Source organism: Novosphingobium sp. 9, from assembly GCF_025340265.1.
Lineage (GTDB): Bacteria > Pseudomonadota > Alphaproteobacteria > Sphingomonadales > Sphingomonadaceae > Novosphingobium.
Genome location: NZ_CP022708.1, coordinates 376,422 through 393,405 on the forward strand (window position 1 = coordinate 376,422; position 16,984 = coordinate 393,405).

Genomic DNA, 16,984 nt, shown 5'->3' on the forward strand with positions numbered 1-16,984 from the left:
GATTATCACAAGCGGCGTCCACGTGTTCCATCACCGCACGATTAGCGGAAAAAAGGTGAGGGTCGCTCTGCATGTGGCCATGCGGCGGGAGTAGTTCGCGCCGCGACATGGTCTTTTCAACATGCCACCGCAGGCAAGCCGCGCACGGACGCGGATCGTCGAAAGGCGATGATAGGAAATGCAACCGATCCACCGTCTTCAGCATTCGGGGTCGGGTGGGTCAAAAAAGCTGTCTGCTTGCCAGTCCGCCACCCGGCACAGACATGGCTGATCTGGCCTGCTTTTCGAAAACGGAGCGCATGGACATGACTTCCCATACCGATGAATCGGCTCAGCCTTCGTCCGGAGGGGAACAGCAGCATAAAAGACCGGGCCGATCGGAGGGCAAGGCGCGTGCTCCGGGCGGTGCCGGTAAAGATCCCGGCCGGGCGCAAGATGATGCCCGAGCGACCGAAGCTTTGCACGCAAAGGGTGTTTTTTCCGGCCTGCCTCGAGACGGAACCCACAAATCTGAAAATTCCCAGATCCCCACCGAGGATTGATCTCTCGGTTTAGGTTGTAGCGTCAAAGCCGACTTCCCGATCATGCGAAGCGCTGTGCGGTCGCTTGTCGGCTGCCGGCGACCCGCGCGCCGTCGAGCCAGGCCAGGTAACCGGGGCGCCAGTCTGTATGGTCTTTGCGCGCGCTTTGCATTGAATTTCGATCGTCTGATTCGCACCACTCAGATCCTTGATCTGTCGGGAACGACCTTGCTCCTTGCGCATTGCGCGAATGACGACGTTCGGCCGTTTGCCTCGCCGAGCAAGGGCGCTCGCATGACATCTCCTGCTGTTTCAAACGATGCCAAGATGGCCGGTAGTCTTCGCTGGGGAGCAACGCATAAGGCAGATGGATCGTGGGCATTCGCCATCTGGGGGCCTGACGTTTCTGACGTTTGGCTGGAACTGGCAGGAGAAGCGTTACAGGCCTCACGTACAGGTGCGGGCTGGTGGCAGGTTGAGGCGCAGGCCTCTCCGTCGACGGCATATCGATGGCTGATCGATGGTCGCGAGTATCCTGATCCCGCCTCTCGTATACAATCCGGCGATGTTCATGGCGCCTCGCGCCTGATGGACGTGCGTGAATTCACCTGGCCTGATCGCACCTGGCAAGGATTGAACTGGGCAGACGCGGTGATCTACGAAATGCACGTAGGCACCTTTACCGAAGCGGGTACGCTGTGTGCCGCGATGCACGAGTTGCCGCGCCTCAAGTCGCTGGGCATCACGTTCGTGGAACTGATGCCATTGGCGCAGTTTGATGGCCAGCGCGGGTGGGGATATGACGGCGTGCTGCCGTGGTGTCTGCACAACGCTTATGGAACGCCGCAGGATTTGCGGGCCTTTGTCGCTACAGCGCATGGGTTGGGCATGGGTGTGCTGCTGGATGTGGTGCACAATCACCTGGGACCATCAGGCAATTATCTGGCCTCCTGGTGTCCATCGTTCTTCCATGTCGGGCGCAGTTCGACGTGGGGAGAGGGGATCGCGTGGGAAATTCCTGCCGTCCGAGCCTTTTTCATCGATAGTGCGCTCGCCTGGCTCGAGGACTACGGTTTCGACGGTTTGCGCCTTGACGCCGTGCACGCCATTGATGACCGCAGTCCTGTGCATTTTCTCGATGAGTTGGGGCAATGCATTCGGGCCCGGGAATGGGGGCGCCAAATCCATCTGGTCACCGAAGATGAGCGCAACACGGTGCGATATTTTACGCCCGATGCGCCGTTCGATGGCACCTGGAATGACGACTGGCATCATGCCGTGCACTGCTTGCTTACTGGCGAAGATGAAGGGTACTATGCGCCTTATGCCCGCGATCCGGTGGGAGATATCGAGATCGCCTTGCGAGACGGCTATGTCGAACAGGGGCAGGTTCGCAGCGAGCATGCGCAACAGCAGGCTTTTGAAAATCCTGCTGCAGATCGGCGCGGCGAGCCGTCGGGGACATTGCCACGCACCGCATTCGTCAATTTTCTGGGAAACCACGACCAGATCGGCAATCGCGCGTGGGGCGAGCGTCTGCACCATCTTGTCGATCCCACGCCAGTCGGCCGGCACGGGCTCAAGGTCGCTTATGGCCTGACCTTGTTGTCGCCTTTCGTGCCAATGCTGTTCATGGGCGACGAATTCTTGACGGATGCGCCTTTCCTGTATTTCTGCGATTTTTCCGGTGATCTGGCGGATGCCGTGCGCAGCGGGCGAGCCGAGGAATTTGCGCAATTCTCCTCGTTCGGCGGTCAGGTGCCGGATCCGCTGGAGGTGGCCACATTCGAAGCCTCCCGCATCGGTTTGCCCTCACGCGAGGAGCAACGGATGCACGAAGCGTTCCTGACAAGGTTGCTCAAGCTGCGTGCCTCACATGTCGCACCTTTGTTGCGCAGCAATACGCAACCCGTCTGCGACGTCGCCCGGGAAGGTGCGACGATCGAGGCTTTGTGGGACTTCGGCGGTGCTCGCATCGCACTTCGCGCCAAGCTTGGCGGGGGAAGCGAAGAGTTCGTGCCATTTGAACACAGCGTGCTGACCCTTGAAGACCCCGAGAGCCCGTTTGCGTTGTCGTTTGCTGTCAGTTCACGCCATACCGGGGAGACCTTGTGATGCCCGAAATGATATCGGCTCCTGTCGCGACCTATCGCTTGCAATTGCGTGATGGGGTGGATCTTTTGGCTGCGCAAAAATTGCTGCCCTGGCTCAATGCTCTGGGTGTCAGTCACCTCTATCTGTCGCCCCTGATGGCCGCTGTCAGGGGCTCGTCGCATGGGTACGATGTCACTGACCCCACACGTGTGGACCCGGAGCTGGGCGGAGAGACAGCATTCGCCGCGCTTGCCGTTGCGGCACGACAGGCTGGGGTCGGGTTGATTTTGGATATTGTCCCCAACCATCAGGCCTTTTCGCCACAGAACCCTTTCGTAGCGGACATCCTTCGGTATGGGCCTGATAGCGAACATGCAAAAATGTTCGATATCGACTGGGATCGTGGACGTCTGCATTTTCCTGTGCTTGATCGCCCGACGGTGGATTTGCTCGAGGGGGAAGCCCTCGCAATCTCTGGCACCGGCGAACTGCCTGCGTTGAAAATCTATGATGAGATCTACCCGCTGAACCCGACATCCTTGGCTGCGGCATTGGCCTCGGGAGAAAGAGCGCTCGATGCTGATGGGCTGGAGAAACTGCTGGCCCAGCAGCACTGGAGCGTGGGGCACTGGAGGGACAGTGCCGGGCAAATCATCCATCGTCGGTTCTTCAATATCTCCGGCCTCATCGGTGTGCGCCAGGAAGATCCGGTGGTGTTCGATCTGACGCACCGCTGGTTATTCGAGCAGGTCGCTGCCGGGCATGTCCAGGGCGTAAGGGTGGACCATGTCGACGGTCTGGCGCGACCCGGCAACTATCTTAATCGCCTGCGTGCCGCGCTCGATGCCATCAGCTCGACGCCCATGCCGATATGGATAGAGAAGATCGTGAAAGCTGACGAGGCATTGCCGCGATGGCCGGTTGCGGGGATGAGCGGCTATGAATTTCTCGCTCCGCTCACGCGATTGCTGATGCCAGCCACAGGGTTGGCGGCACTGCACGAGGCGGCAAATGGCGCGGTGCCTGCTGACGTGTCGGATGAAGTGCGCAACGTGCGTGGCCGATTGCTTCAGGACACGTTTGCCCCTGAGCGCGCGCGCGTGTTGCAGGCGGCGCGCACGGCCTTGGCATCGGATGCGGCAGATAGCGCAGGCCAGGCCGCACGACACGACGATGCAGTTCTTGCCGATGCCTTGGATTCGCTTGCATGCGATTGGCCGGTCTATCGCTCCTATGCAGCGGATGGATGCCCGCTTGAGCCAGGTCCGCAAGCGGCGTTGGCCAAGGCCCAAGGACATGGCGCCACTTTGCTGGCTGACCTCCTTCACGCGCCGGACGATACGTTATCACGAGCCTTCGCGACGCGCTTCGAGCAATTGACAGGGGCGCTCACCGCGAAATCGGAAGAGGACACCGTTTTCTTTCGCGCAGTGGCATGCCTTGCCTTTTGCGAAGTGGGGTTAGAGCCCGATCTTGGTGTCCTCGAGCCGATTGCCTTTGAGCGCGCGATGCAAAAGCGGGCAGATCAGACACCGCTGGGGCTTTCGACCCTATCGACCCACGATACAAAGCGCAGTGCAGATGCCCGGGCCGCGCTGATTGCTCTGGCTTGGAGGCCGACGCTGGCACAGGAACTGTATCGCGCGGCGCGTAGCGAAGCAGAAGCGATGAACTTGCCTTCGCATGTTGGCCTATATGCCATGCAGACAGCGCTTGTCATGCGTGGCGCCGATAATGCTGGCGCACGTATTGACGGGCATCTTGCCAAGGCACTTCGTGAAGGAAAGGTATTATCCTCTCATGAGGTGCCACAAGAGAAGCTGGAAAAGATCGCTGGGCAGCTATCTCGAGGTTTCCTTCGCGATCTCGATGATCATGTTCTGTGGTCTCGCGAGCAAGAGCTCGATTTCGACACGGTGCGAGAGGCGATCATACTGGCACAGGTCGCATTCCAAATGACTGCCCCGGGGGTGCCGGATATCTATCGAGGAAGCGAAGTGCTCCACGTCGCGCTGACGGACCCTGATAATCGCCGGTCAGTCGATTTCCATGCAATCGAAGCCTTTTGCCAAGACGAAACCTCGATTTGTGGGAGAAAGCTGGCATTAACTCGCCATCTGCTTGCCAGGCGCGGTCGCGATCCGGAACTGTTTGTGCGTGGCGATTACAGGCTGGAGGAGACCACCCAGCACTGGATCGTAACCAGGCGGCTGGATGGTCGACAGGAAACTATATTCATTCCGCGCCCGGCAATGTGTACGAATGAGGGGCGCAGTACGGATCAGGCAATGCCAGCGCCCCCTGTCACCCCAAATACCTCGCCGGTGATGTAACTGCCTTCTTGCGAGGCCAGGAGCACATACACCGGTGCGATTTCGACAGGTTGGCCAGGGTGTTGATTGCCACTGAGAAGTGACCCGGGGCGCGTATAAATTACCGCTGAGAATTGACCCATGTTTTCCTCCCTTCCGGCTGCCAGTCGGAGGGTCTTGGAGTGATCGACATGGACTTATTCAGTGTGATCCGCCGGTGGCATTTCCGGCAGGGGATTTCCATTCGGGAGATCAAGCGCCGGACCGGCCTGTCCCGCAACACCATCCGCAAGTATCTGCGCTCCGACACGGTTGAACCCAGCTTCAAGGTTCCGTTACGGTCGAGCAAACTCGATCCCTTCGCAGACAAACTGACGGCTTGGCTGCGAGTGGAATCCAAGAAATCCCGCAAGCAGAAGAGGACCGCCAAGCAACTCTACGTTGATCTGGTGAAGCTGGGTTACGATGGTTCCTATAACCGGGTGGCCGCCTTTGCGCGGCGATGGCGGACCGAGCTTCAGTATCAACAGCAGACCAGCGGGCGCGGGACGTTCGTGCCTTTGGTTTTCCAGCCTGGCGAGGCCTTCCAGTTCGACTGGAGTGAGGATTATGCCGTGCTGGACGGCAAGGTGACCAAGCTGCAGGTTGCCCATACCAAGCTGGCACATAGCCGCGCCTTCATCGTGCGAGCCTATCTGCTCCAGACCCATGAGATGCTGTTCGACGCGCTGGCGCAGGCATTCCGGGTGCTTGGCGGCGTGCCGCAGCGTGGCATCTTCGACAATATGCGGACCGCTGTCGACAAGATCGGGACGGGGAAGGCGCGGCAGGTCAATGCCAGGTTCGCCGCCATGGCCAGCCACTATCTGTTCGAGGCCGATTTCTGCAATCCGGCTTCTGGCTGGGAGAAAGGACAGGTCGAGAAGAACGTCCAGGACGCTCGACGCCGGCTGTGGCAACCGATGCCCAGCTTCCGCGATCTGGCTGAGTTGAACACCTGGCTGGAAGAACAATGCATCGCCCAATGGGGCGAGATCCAGCATGGTGTCCTGCCCGGCACCGTGGCCGATGCGCACGCCGAGGAAGTTTCCTGCCTGATGCCGCTGGGCCGGCCCTTCGATGGCTTTGTCGAGCAGATCAAGCGCGTGTCGCCGACCTTGCCTCATTGCCTTCGACCGGAACCGCTATTCGGTGCCTGCATCCTTCGCGAACCGACCCGTCAGCCTGAGGGTCTACCCGGATCGTCTGGTCATAGCGGCCGAAGGTCAGATCGTGTGCGAACATCCCCGGCTCATCGACCGTTCCCATCACAAGCCGGGACGCACGATCTATGACTGGCGGCATTATCTGGCGGTGATCCAGCGCAAGCCCGGCGCCTTGCGTAATGGCGCCCCCTTCCTCGAGATGCCCGAAGCCTTCCGGCAGTTACAGGGCCATCTGCTAAAGCGCCCGGGCGGCGACAGGGAGATGGTCGAGATCCTGTCTCTCGTTCTGCATCATGACGAGCGGGCAGTGTTGAGCGCGGTCGAGTTGGCTCTGGAAGCCGGTGTTGCCACCAAGACCCACGTTCTCAACATGTTGCATCGCCTTATCGATGGCAAGGTGCCTCCAGCAGCGCCGATCGATGCGCCTCAGGCCTTGCGTTTGACGCAGGAGCCCGAGGCCAATGTCGTACGCTATGACAGGCTAAGGGAGATCCGCCATGCGTCATGATCCCGCCAGCGCGGCCATCGTCGTCATGCTGCGCAGCCTCAAGATGTTCGGCATGGCGCAAGCCGCTGGCGATCTGATCGAGCAAGGCGCGCCTGCCTTCGACGCTGCCGTGCCGATGCTGTCTGGGCTCCTGAAGGCAGAGATGGCCGAGCGGGAGGTCAGGTCGATCGCCTATCAGATCAAGGCGGCACGCTTCCCGGCCTACAAAGATCTGGCGGGCTTCGATTTTGCCGCCAGCGAGATCACCGAAGCCCTCGTACGCCAGCTTCATCAGGGCGACTTCATGGAAAACGCCGACAACGTCGTGCTGATCGGCGGGCCCGGCACCGGCAAGAGCCATATCGCCACGGCTCTGGGCGTTCAGGCTGTCGAGCATCACCGCAAGAAGGTTCGCTTCTTCTCCACGGTCGATCTGGTCAACGCGCTTGAGCAGGAAAAGACCTTGAACCGGTCCGGCCAGCTGACAGAACGCCTGCTACGCCTCGACCTGCTCATCCTCGATGAACTGGGCTACCTGCCCTTCAGCCCATCGGGCGGTGCCATGCTCTTCCATCTTCTCAGCAAGCTGTACGAGCGCACCAGCGTCGTCATCACCACCAACCTGAGCTTCAGCGAATGGGCTGGCGTGTTCGGCGATGCCAAGATGACCACCGCGCTGCTCGATCGGCTAACCCATCACTGCCACATCCTGGAGACCGGAAACGACAGCTTCCGCTTCCGCGCCAGCACCGCTACGCCCAAAGCCAGAAAGGAGAAGCCCGCACCTTGAACCTGCCCAAAAACGGCAGCACATAAACCATACCCACCCGGGTCAATTCTCAATGGAAATCCCGGGTCACTTCTCAGTGGCAATCAACACTCGATCGCCTTTCACGCGAACTCGAGCTTGCAGGAGCTGACCAGATCAACGCTCTCCTGCAAGTGCATGCCAATTCCCCAGAAATGCGGCACTTGTCCTATGAGGGCGGCCTCTCCTTCGCCATGGGGCTGCGCCAGCTGCGCATCATCCCTTCCGAACGGACACGGTTCGAGAGGATTTTCCAATCGGCCATCGATCCACGGGACGGCAGCTACCAACTTGGCTATCTCTTTGTCTGCGCCATCGAGACCCTTTCCCAAAGCCACGGCCGGTCGGACATGCTGCTCGGTTTCCTGCGTAATTATTTCTTCAACGACCCGGTACTAGCTGCCTTGATCCTCGATGAGGACACCGGCATTGTCGAACTATACAATCAGGTCAGCGTATATTTCTCCGAAAGGGTTGTTGCGCTGACCTCGGACCCGGAAACTACTGCCCGTCAGGTCGAGGCCTGGGGCACAACGGTTCCCTTCGCACCCGTTGCTCGCAGCCGCGCTGACGATTTTTTGGGTCGTACGCCCTCGGACGAAGCAGATCCTGCAGCCGAACTCTACGCCGAGAAGCTTCGCGCATTTTGCACCTCGGTCGGCTCCGAGGTCGTCCCTGGGGAGGTGCTAGAAACTTTCCTCGTCCTAGGTAGAGCCCTTATGCCGCTGGGCTCAGATGATTTCGCAGTCACCGCCGTTAGCGATGGCCTTGTCCATATGTCCACTGACAAGGGCCTGGAAATCAGCGTCAACACGGCAGATTTCCATTCGACCCCGTGCCAGGAACGCGCATTCGCGCTAAAATGCTGGCCAACGTCATGTCCCCGAGCACAATCGTGTCATTTCAATGGGGCGAGCAATTCGAGATTATCGCTCCCGGACACGATTCCATCTCGAAACCGATCGTCGAAGTTGCCTATCATTACGCGGAGCAGATCAGGGAAGTTGTCCAAATCGGACAAGAGGCTATAGAGCATATCCAGCGCCAAACACCATATGGTTTGGAACGTATCGAGGCGGTCGCGGACGAATATCTCGAGAGTGACGAGGCGACAAATCATGTCATCCAGATTTACCGCTTTCCCATCGTCATGGCATTCACCGCAGATATCCCTGAAAGCATGGATGCACGCTGGCGTACGAGCGCTTTCAGAGCGTGGCAGCCTCGCGGCGTCTCGACGCTGCTCAACAGTCCCGCCCTCCTACGTGATTTCTTGAAGATTTGCGGAATGACTGTCGCCCTTCACATAGGGCGCGAGGACCTAAATGAACTCGATCTCGTCCAAAGTCCCGACGATCTCGACCACATAGATGCAGAGCTCTTCGCTCTGTTCAGAGGTATTACGCGAAAGGATTACCAGTCCATCATCTCTGCTGTCCAATTAAAATTTGAGAGCCAGGGCATAAGACTCTTTGGCCAAACACAAGGAGGCGAATGGTTATCTTTGATCTGACAGCCGTGCGTTCTTCTTTGAAGCGTCGATTTGCAACCATCGTCGAACGGTTTCGTCATTGTCCGCATCCCATCGCTCTCACGTCACCTCGCGTACGGTAGAGGCAGCGTGTGGTCGTGCTGGTTCACAGGTCCTGCCTAACTGTTTCAGCCGTTGGACCCGAAAGTCGATCACACAGCGACGCCAATCCATACGGTGAGGGTCAGCCATCTGTTGCTACCATCTGGTAAGCTGAATTCCGTAATCGGCCAGTCTTGAGCGTCGAGAATGCGAAAGCGGAACGACCGCACCTGGGAGCGAGGAATCGGCAGTTGAACGACTGGGAAGGTGAAGGGTTTCGGGCGCTTGCGTACGAAAGCCTCCCATGCAGGAACCCGCGTGCCCGATAGGCTGGGCTATGGGGATTTGCGCTTTCGCGTGGTGTGGCGGGGTGAAGTGCGCGCTTTGATGGAGGCACGACAGCAGCGCAGTAGCGGGTGCCTGGATGCGCTGAGGGTGTGTTCGGCGCGCTGTCGAGGTTGATGCCAGGAGCAGACGCGGGCGCGTCGCGCGTTGGGAGCAAGTCGGCCCTCTGACCACCGCGCGCTCTGCGGGGCCATGGCGACTGGCGGACCATGCCGGGTCATGCGGCGCGCTCCCGGATTGGCGGGCTAGGCCTGGGCGGCGCGCGGGGCTGGCTCCAGCGTGGGAAGGTTTCGATGACGATCATGCGCCCGCCGCAGCACGGACATGGCGCGCAAGTGTCGGGCTCGGCTTCGGGCTCCGGCGCCTCCGCCTCCACCTCTGGCGTGACGGGAAGCAGGCGGCGGGCGAGCGCGAGATTGTCGTGGCGTGCGGCGCTGGCGAGCAGGCCGTAATGGCGGATGCGGTGGAAGCCACGCGGCAGGACGTGGAGCAGGAAGCGGCGAATGAACTCGTTGGCGGTCAACGTCATGACCCGCTGGCGTTCGGGCCCATCGCGGCGATAGTCCTTATAACGCAAGGTCACGCCGTTCGCGTCGAAGGCGATCAGGCGCCGGTTCGAGATGGCGACGCGGTGGGTATAGCGCGAGAGGTAGGCGAGCACCGCTTCCGGCCCGGCAAAGGGCGGCTTGGCATAGACCACCCAGCGTTTCTTGCGCGCCGGGGCAAGGTGCCGCTGGAAGGTCCGCCGCTCTGTCAGATCGGTCAGGGAGCCGAAGAAGGCGAGCTTGCCGGCATCGTGCAGCGCGTTCAGCCGGGTGAGGAAGAGCCGTCGGAACAGCGCCCCCAGCACGCGCACCGGCAGGAGGAAGGCCGGACGCGAGGAGATCCAGCGACTTGCATCGGGCGCGATACCGCCGCCCGGCACGATCATGTGGACATGCGGATGGTGGGTCATTGCCGATCCCCAGGTGTGGAGGACGGCGGTGATCCCGATCCGGGCGCCCAGATGGCGGGGATCGGCGGCGATGGTCAGCATCGTCTGCGCGGCCGCCTTGAACAACAGGTCGTAGACCAGCGCCTTGTTCTGCCACGCGATGTCGGCAACCTCGGCGGGTAGCGTGAAGACGACGTGGAAGTAGCCGACGGGAAGCAGGTCGGCCTCCCGTTCGGCCAGCCAGGTGCGCGCGGCGGCGCCCTGGCATTTTGGGCAATGCCGGTTGCGGCAGCTGTTGTAGGCGACCCGCCAGTGCCCGCAGTCCTGACAGGCCTCGACGTGCCCGCCCAGGGCTGCGGTGCGACAAGTCTCGATCGCGGACATCACCTTGAGCTGGGCAAGACTCAGGTGCCCGGCATGGGCCGCCCGGTAGGCTGGTCCGACCGAGCGGAAGATGTCCGCGACCTCGAGGTTGGAGCGCATCGGCTCATCCGGCGTCGTCTGGTCCTATGGGCGCTTTGCCCTCCATCAGCGCCATCAGCTGGTCAAGCGGGCCCGACACGGCGTGGATCGTGCGCGTGGAGACCTTGGTGTAGAGGGCGGTGGTCTCCAGTTTGCTGTGGCCGAGCAGGACCTGGATCACGCGGATATCGACATCCTGCTCGAGCAGATGCGTGGCGAAGGAATGGCGCAGGGTGTGCGGGCTGACGCGCTTGCGGATGCCAGCCACCTCGGCCGCCTCCTGGACCGCGCGGTGCAACTGCCGGGTCGAGATTGGATCGGTGACGTTCTGGCCGGGGAACAGCCAGCCATGCGCGATCAGCACCCCGCGCTTCCTGCCCTCTCGCCACCACATCCGCAGCAGTTCGAGCAGCTGGGGCGAGAGCATGGCATTGCGATCCTTGCCGCCCTTGCCCTGTTCAACGCGGATCAACATGCGTGTGCTGTCGATATCGTCGACCTTGAGGTGGGCGACCTCGGATACGCGCAGGCCCGCGCCATAGGCCACCCCAGCGCCGCCTTGTACTTCATGCCGGGGGCGGACTGGAGCAACCGCGCAGCCTCCTCGACGCTCAGCACTTCGGGCAGCCGGGGCACGATGCGGGTGACGACCAAGGCCCGCGCCAGATCGCGTCGCCTGAGCGTGACGTTATACAGGAAGCGCAAGGCCGACACGGTGCCGTTGATGGTGCTCGGCCTGACCCCGCTCTCATGCTGCATGAGCTGAAAGCGGCGAAGGTCCTCTTCCGTTGCCGTATCGGGAGGGCGCCCCAGGAAGGCTGCCAGGCGCTTCACATGGCGCACATAATCCTTCTGGGTATGCGGACCGAGCCCCCGCATCATCATGTCGTGCTGCATCCGCTGGCGCAGCGGGCTGATCGGGGCGGTATTGATCGAGACAGTCATGGCAAGTTCCTCTCCGTTAAAGGAACTGCCAGCCTCGCCCCGCTAAAGGCCTACATGTACCACGCTACATCGCCCCACGCGCCCCTCCCGCGCGAGCGGGTTCGTGCATGGGTCGACTGTGCGCTTGCTGAGCACGAATTTCCCAAGACCTCTTCCCTAAGGCATAATGCTTTGGCCTCTTGCGGCATCACGCCCTGCCATCATATCCCGTTATCAGCCCATACGTACAATCTTCCAGCAACGCCATCATGCTGCGCTGTATCTGGGTGGGCAGCCAGTCGCGACGCACCGTGAACCCGATCGACCGCTGGACTTTCAATCCCTTGAATTCCGTTGCGCCCAGCAAAGGCTGCGCGGCCATACCCTGCACCTGTGATCGAGGGCCGAGCGTCACGCAGTCACTTGCAGCCAGAGTGGCCATGAGCATCGGTTCGGAGCTGGTTTCCAGAACCACGCGCGGGCGACTGGGAAGCGCTGCAAGCACCTCCTCGATGGCCTGACGGCGCGGGCTGGCGGCGGAGGGAACGACCCATACCTGCTGTGACAGCATTCTGGCGCAGACCTGCCCGGTCGCCGTTACCGGATGCCCGGCCCTTGCCACGATCACGTAAGGGTCATCGATCAAGGGCTGTCCGGCAAAGTCCGGGTCGACGCGTTCGGGCCGCACCGCCCCGAACAGCAGATCGATCCGACCGTCGCGCAGCTGCGGCGCCACCCAATCATAAGGGCCTTCCTCGATCCGCAGTTCGACATCGGGATGACGCGCGATCAACTGACCGATCGCCGCACCGACCACGGCGCTGGGCGTCATCGGCAGCACGCCGATGCGCACGCGACCTCTGCCGCGCCCTTGCTCCGCCTCGACATCGTCCTGTGCCTGATCGATCTCGGCCAGCGCCAGTTGCAGCTGGTTCGCCAAAACGCGCCCCTTGCGCGTCACCTCGAACCGGCGCCCGCTGCGGCGGTAGAGCCGCGCCCCCAACAACAGTTCCAGCGAATGCACCACACGGTTCACGGCCGGTGGAGAGACTGCCAATTCCTGCGCCGCCGCCTCGAACGACCCTGCCGAGGCCACCGCAAGGTGACAGGCGACCTGCGTGCTGGTCAGTTGCCCCTGCGCCCGGACGACAATGTCGTCATCTCCATCGCCCTCGGCCACAAGCGCCGCCGCCAGTCCCTTGCGCAAGTGCGCCCGCATGCGCTCCACCCGCATGCACAAGATGCGTCCTGCCGCCGTCAGCGCACTGCCGCGGGCAGAGCGTTCGATCAGCGGCGTGCCCAGACTTACGTCCAGCCGGGCCAGCGCATGGCTGACCGCCGGCTGCGACAGCCGCAGGCGACGCGCTGCACGGCCGGCGGTTCCCGCCTCTGCGGTTGCCTCGAAGATGGCAAGCTGGCGCAGGGTGGCGCGCTGCGACCATGGAGCGGGAATATCCTTCATCAAACGCTTAACGAGAATTTGTGGGTTTTGTTGCCGAATGTTTGCCCCCTTCTTCCCGCGCCACGCGTATCTCTTACTGCAGCGACGGACCGCACGAGACGAGGTGGCCGCGTGACAAGGACCGGGATCTACCCGGCCGGAGAGGAATGATCTGATGAACGGCTTCCCTATCCCGAGGTCTACCCGACGAAGGGCCTGAGCCCCCTTTGCGCTTCACGCCGCCGCGCCTGTCCTTCGCTGAGTGGAAGGGCCGCGCGACTGCACCGCGCCAGCTTCCACCGGAGCCCCTGCGGGCTTCGCATGACGGCCCGTGTGCCGTGTTCCAGCGCCCGGAGGAGACCCCTTATGGCTGCGCCCTGGCGACGTTCGTTCGCCCTCATCCTGCTTGCCCCGGCAAGCCCCGCCTGGGCCCAGACGGCATCCCCTGTGTCGCCGCCTGCACTGCCTCAGGCCACCACCCAAGGCACCGGCCCTTATGCCTTGCCCGGTGGCGCACCCGCCGCAAAGGCAGACCCGACAGGCAACACCGATTCCGCCAAGCCCGCCGACGATGACCAGTCCGCCAGCGATGCAGGCGATGCCAAGAAAGGCATCGGCCCACTTTCCGTCATCGGCAACCGCTGGGCGCACGATGGCATCCGCATCCGCGCGCTGCTGACCAACGATGTCGCAGGCAATGTGACCGGCGGTGTCCATCGCGGCACAGGCAATGTCGGCCAGTTCTACATCGGCGCCGACCTCGACATGAACAAGCTCGTCGGCTGGAAGGGCGGCGCGCTGCACTTCACGCTCTATCATGACTATGGCCGCAGCCTTGCTAAGCAGGTGACGGGCACGTTCATCAAGCAGCAGGGCATCTACAAGAACGACTATACCCAGTGGCACATGGGGCTGATTTCGATCGAGCAGAAGCTGCTGCATGACCGGGTGGACATCATCGCCGGACGGCTTGGCAGCACGGCCTTCTACGGCCACCTGCAAAGTGCCTGCTTCTTCCAGCAGGGTCTGGCCTGTGGCATCCCCGCCATCCTCAATTCAGAGGCCGGATATTCGCTGCTGCCTTCGGCCACCTGGGGCGCGAACGTCAAGGCGAAGGTCGGCGCGCACGGCTATGTCCAAACCGGCATCTTCGAAGTCAATCCGTTCATCGCCCATACTCGCGGGCTGGACTTCTCGATCAAGCATGCAACCGGCTTCACCGTGCCGTTCGAACTGGCCTACGACAGCGGCGGCCTTGCCAAGACGCGCTATCCGTTCCAGCTGAAGGTCGGCGGCTATGCCAGCACGGGCACCCGCGTCGATCCCTATTACAACGCGCAGGGACAGTCCGCAGGCCTCACCGGCACGGCCCAGCGCAGTGCGAATACGCTGCGTTCGGGTTTCTACATACTCGCCGAAAAGACCTTCTGGCGTCCCGATCCCAAATCCACACGAAGCCTGACCGCGTTCGGCGGCTATCTCCAGCCCTTGGAGAACGAGGAAGTCGTCGACCGGCAACTCTATGCAGGTCTCGTCCTGCGCGGCCCCTTCAAGAGCCGCCCCAGGGACAGCATCGGCCTGATGGGCAGCTACCTGCACGTCAGCTCCAAGGAAGTCGCGTACTTGCGCGATACCCGCCTTCGCCTTGGCGGTGGCGGGGTGGAGAACCCGAACGAGTACGCGTTCGAGGCCAGCTACGGCCTGCAGATTGGCCGCTCGATCCGGCTGACGCCGAACGTCCAGTACATCGTTCACCCCGACAATTCGCAGCTGCCCAAGATCACGTTCGTGCCCAAGAACATGGTGACGTTCGGCCTGCGGCTGGTGGTGAACGTGGCGACGCTCGCCGGAATGCCTCCGGCCGCCGCAACCGACGATTGAACAGGAGTTGGAAGACCCGCGCATGACCAGCCTCATCGGCGAGACCCGCCAGATCCTGACCGCTCCCCACTCGCGCCGCGCCGTTCTTGCCGGCGGAAGCGCCCTGCTCGCTGCCGGACTGACGGGCTGCGGGCACACGCTGGAAAGCCCGAACTCGATCCTTATCGCCAATGCCTCGGGCGGTCTCACCATGGTGATGACCCAGCTGATGAAGCAGGAGCGCTTTCTCGAACACTTCGGGCTCGATGCCGATCTGATGAACATCGCCGATGGCTCGCGCATCCTGGGCGGGATCGTCGGCGAGAGCCTCGACTGTTCGCTGATGTCGGGCTTCGGCCAAGCGTTCCCGGCGATGGAGCGCGGCAGCGACATGAAGATCATCGGCGGCGGCATCCTGCTGCCTGCCCTTGCCATGTTCAGCGGCAAGCCCAACGTGCAATCGCTGAAGGATCTGGAAGGCAAGGCGATCGGCACCGGCTCGATCGGGGCGCTGGTCTATCAGCTTACCGTCACGCTCTTGCGCAAGTATGGGGTGGACACCAGCAAGATCAGGTTCGTCAACATCGGCTCCAGCCCGGACGTGTTCCGCGCGGTTTCGGCAGGCACGGTCGATGCCGGACTTGCCCAGACCGCGCTGATCGACACGGCGGACGAGTACCACGTCCACGCACTGCCTCACGGCAACCTGTCGGAGGAGCTGCCGCTCTACACCTATCAGGGCGCGTGGACCTCGGCCAAGACGATCAAGGAGCGGCGCGAGACCATCGTGCGGGCCATGGCTGCCTACGCCAGGATGTTCCGTTTCGTGCAGGAGCCCGCCAACAAGGCCGCGTTCATCCGTGCGCGGCGCAAGGCGTTCTCCTCCGCCTCCCAGGCCGACCACGAGGCCGAGTGGCACTTCATCCAGACCTACAAGCCCTTCGCCACCGATCTCGTCATCGGGCCGGACCGCATCGAATACATCCAGAAGCTCAACATGGCGTTCGGCCAACAAAAGAGCATCGTGCCGTTCGAACAGGCGACCGACATGTCGCTCGCGCGCGATGCCATCGCCCTGCTGGAGCGGCACTCGTGAGCCTCCCCCACTCCCATATCGCCCCCACTCAAGGAGAAGCCCTGATGGCGTCCCGCACCATCGACATTCACCCGCACGTCATTTCCGACGACGAGACCGCCTATCCGCCGACGCCGCTGTTCGGCAAGCGCTCGGACTGGTCGAAGGAACGGCCCAGCACGGTCGAGACGCTGATCGCGGCGATGGACCATGCCGGTGTCGACAAGGCAGCGGTGGTTCATTCCTCGACCACCTACGGGTTCGACAACAGCTATGTCGTCGATGCCTGCAACCGCTATCCCGACCGGCTTGTCGCGGTCGGCTCTGTCGACATGCGGGCAGACGATGCCGTGAAGGTGATCCATGGCTGGGCCAATGCCGGTCTGGTCGGCCTGCGTATCTTCACCGGCGGCAGTACCAAGGCCTTCGATCCCACCGAACTGGAAGACCCCGCCATGTATCCCGCCTGGGAGGCCTGCGGCGAGCTGGGCCTGCCGATCTGCATCCAGACCGGCGCGACAGGCCTGCCGCAGGTGCGCGCGCTCGCCACCCGCTTCCCGCACGTGAAGATCGTGCTCGACCACCTTGCGCGGCCCGATTTCACCGACGGCCCGCCCTATGCAGCGGCGCAAAGCCTGTTCGACCTCGCCCCCTTCGTGAACATCCATTTCAAGCTGACCCCGCGCACGTTCGTGGATGCCATCAAAGGCGGCGCGGCGCCCGAGACGCTGTTTCCCAAGCTGGTCGAGACCTTCGGGGCGCAGCGCATGGCATGGGGATCGAACTACCCTACCTCGGAAGGAACGCTCGAAGGCAATCTGAACCGCGCGCGCGAATGCCTGGCCTCGGTCTCCGCCACCGATCGCGAGTGGATCTTCGCCCGCACTGCGCAGAGCCTCTACCCGCGCCTTGCTGACTGAATGGTGCGGACTGAACTTCACGG

General features: G+C 62.1%; 11 protein-coding genes and 3 pseudogenes. 10 read left to right on the top strand and 4 right to left on the bottom strand.

Going from position 1 to position 16,984, the window contains the following annotated elements:
• Nucleotides 1-263: 263 nt before the first annotated feature.
• From CI805_RS16395 to treY, 3 genes are all read left to right on the top strand, one after another.
• Nucleotides 264-542: a hypothetical protein gene (locus tag CI805_RS16395; protein WP_260929267.1), complete on the top strand. Its 279-nt coding sequence runs from the start codon at nucleotides 264-266 to the stop codon at nucleotides 540-542.
• A gap of 150 nt (nucleotides 543-692) precedes the next feature.
• Nucleotides 693-2,636: a malto-oligosyltrehalose trehalohydrolase gene (treZ, locus tag CI805_RS16400; RefSeq protein ID WP_260929268.1), complete on the top strand. Its 1,944-nt coding sequence runs from the start codon at nucleotides 693-695 to the stop codon at nucleotides 2,634-2,636.
• The gene (gene treY / locus CI805_RS16405; RefSeq protein WP_313958590.1) at nucleotides 2,636-4,948 is read left to right on the top strand and encodes a malto-oligosyltrehalose synthase; all 2,313 of its coding nucleotides are present in this window, start codon (nucleotides 2,636-2,638) and stop codon (nucleotides 4,946-4,948) included. The genes treZ and treY overlap by 1 nt, the downstream gene beginning before the upstream one ends.
• Here treY and CI805_RS16410 read toward each other — a convergent pair.
• Nucleotides 4,897-5,007, bottom strand: a pseudogene (locus tag CI805_RS16410) (NAD(P)-dependent dehydrogenase); the annotation flags it as partial. The gene treY and the pseudogene CI805_RS16410 sit on opposite strands and share 52 nt — an antisense overlap.
• Nucleotides 5,008-5,118: 111 nt before the next feature.
• Between CI805_RS16410 and istA the strand changes: the two are divergent.
• From istA to CI805_RS16430, 4 genes and pseudogenes are all read left to right on the top strand, one after another.
• Nucleotides 5,119-6,640 (top strand): annotated as a pseudogene (gene istA / locus CI805_RS16415) (IS21 family transposase).
• Entirely contained in the window at nucleotides 6,630-7,409 is a 780-nt protein-coding gene (gene istB / locus CI805_RS16420) for an IS21-like element helper ATPase IstB (protein WP_260928206.1), read from the top strand. Before istA ends, istB begins: the two are co-directional and overlap by 11 nt.
• 152 nt (nucleotides 7,410-7,561) lie before the next feature.
• Nucleotides 7,562-8,458, top strand: a complete 897-nt coding sequence (locus CI805_RS16425; RefSeq protein WP_260929269.1) for a hypothetical protein — start codon at nucleotides 7,562-7,564, stop codon at nucleotides 8,456-8,458.
• A 29-nt stretch (nucleotides 8,459-8,487) separates the two neighbouring features.
• Nucleotides 8,488-8,940 carry a hypothetical protein gene (locus CI805_RS16430; protein ID WP_260929270.1) on the top strand — a complete coding sequence of 151 codons (453 nt, stop codon included), beginning with the start codon at nucleotides 8,488-8,490 and terminating at the stop codon, nucleotides 8,938-8,940.
• Nucleotides 8,941-9,562: 622 nt separating this feature from the next.
• Here the strand turns inward: CI805_RS16430 and CI805_RS16435 are convergent.
• The 3 genes and pseudogenes from CI805_RS16435 to CI805_RS16445 all read right to left on the bottom strand — a co-directional run bounded on the left by CI805_RS16435 (nucleotide 9,563) and on the right by CI805_RS16445 (nucleotide 13,127).
• Nucleotides 9,563-10,762, bottom strand: coding sequence for an IS91 family transposase (locus CI805_RS16435; protein WP_260924481.1), 1,200 nt, complete (start codon nucleotides 10,760-10,762; stop codon nucleotides 9,563-9,565).
• A gap of 4 nt (nucleotides 10,763-10,766) precedes the next feature.
• A pseudogene (locus CI805_RS16440) lies at nucleotides 10,767-11,686 on the bottom strand (tyrosine-type recombinase/integrase).
• Between the two features lie 187 nt (nucleotides 11,687-11,873).
• The gene (locus CI805_RS16445; RefSeq protein ID WP_260929271.1) at nucleotides 11,874-13,127 is read right to left on the bottom strand and encodes a LysR family transcriptional regulator; all 1,254 of its coding nucleotides are present in this window, start codon (nucleotides 13,125-13,127) and stop codon (nucleotides 11,874-11,876) included.
• Nucleotides 13,128-13,472: 345 nt separating this feature from the next.
• Here CI805_RS16445 and CI805_RS16450 point away from each other — a divergent pair, with 345 nt between their 5' ends.
• From CI805_RS16450 to CI805_RS16460, 3 genes are read left to right on the top strand one after another with little or no spacing between them, the layout of a single operon-like run.
• The gene (locus tag CI805_RS16450) at nucleotides 13,473-14,987 is read left to right on the top strand and encodes a carbohydrate porin (RefSeq protein WP_260929273.1); all 1,515 of its coding nucleotides are present in this window, start codon (nucleotides 13,473-13,475) and stop codon (nucleotides 14,985-14,987) included.
• Nucleotides 14,988-15,009: 22 nt separating this feature from the next.
• A complete protein-coding gene (locus tag CI805_RS16455; protein WP_260929276.1) occupies nucleotides 15,010-16,062 on the top strand; it encodes an ABC transporter substrate-binding protein in 1,053 nt (350 codons plus the stop codon).
• A gap of 44 nt (nucleotides 16,063-16,106) precedes the next feature.
• Complete coding sequence (locus CI805_RS16460) at nucleotides 16,107-16,961, top strand: amidohydrolase family protein (protein WP_260929277.1); 855 nt, start codon at nucleotides 16,107-16,109, stop codon at nucleotides 16,959-16,961.
• The last annotated feature ends 23 nt before the right edge of the window (nucleotides 16,962-16,984 follow it).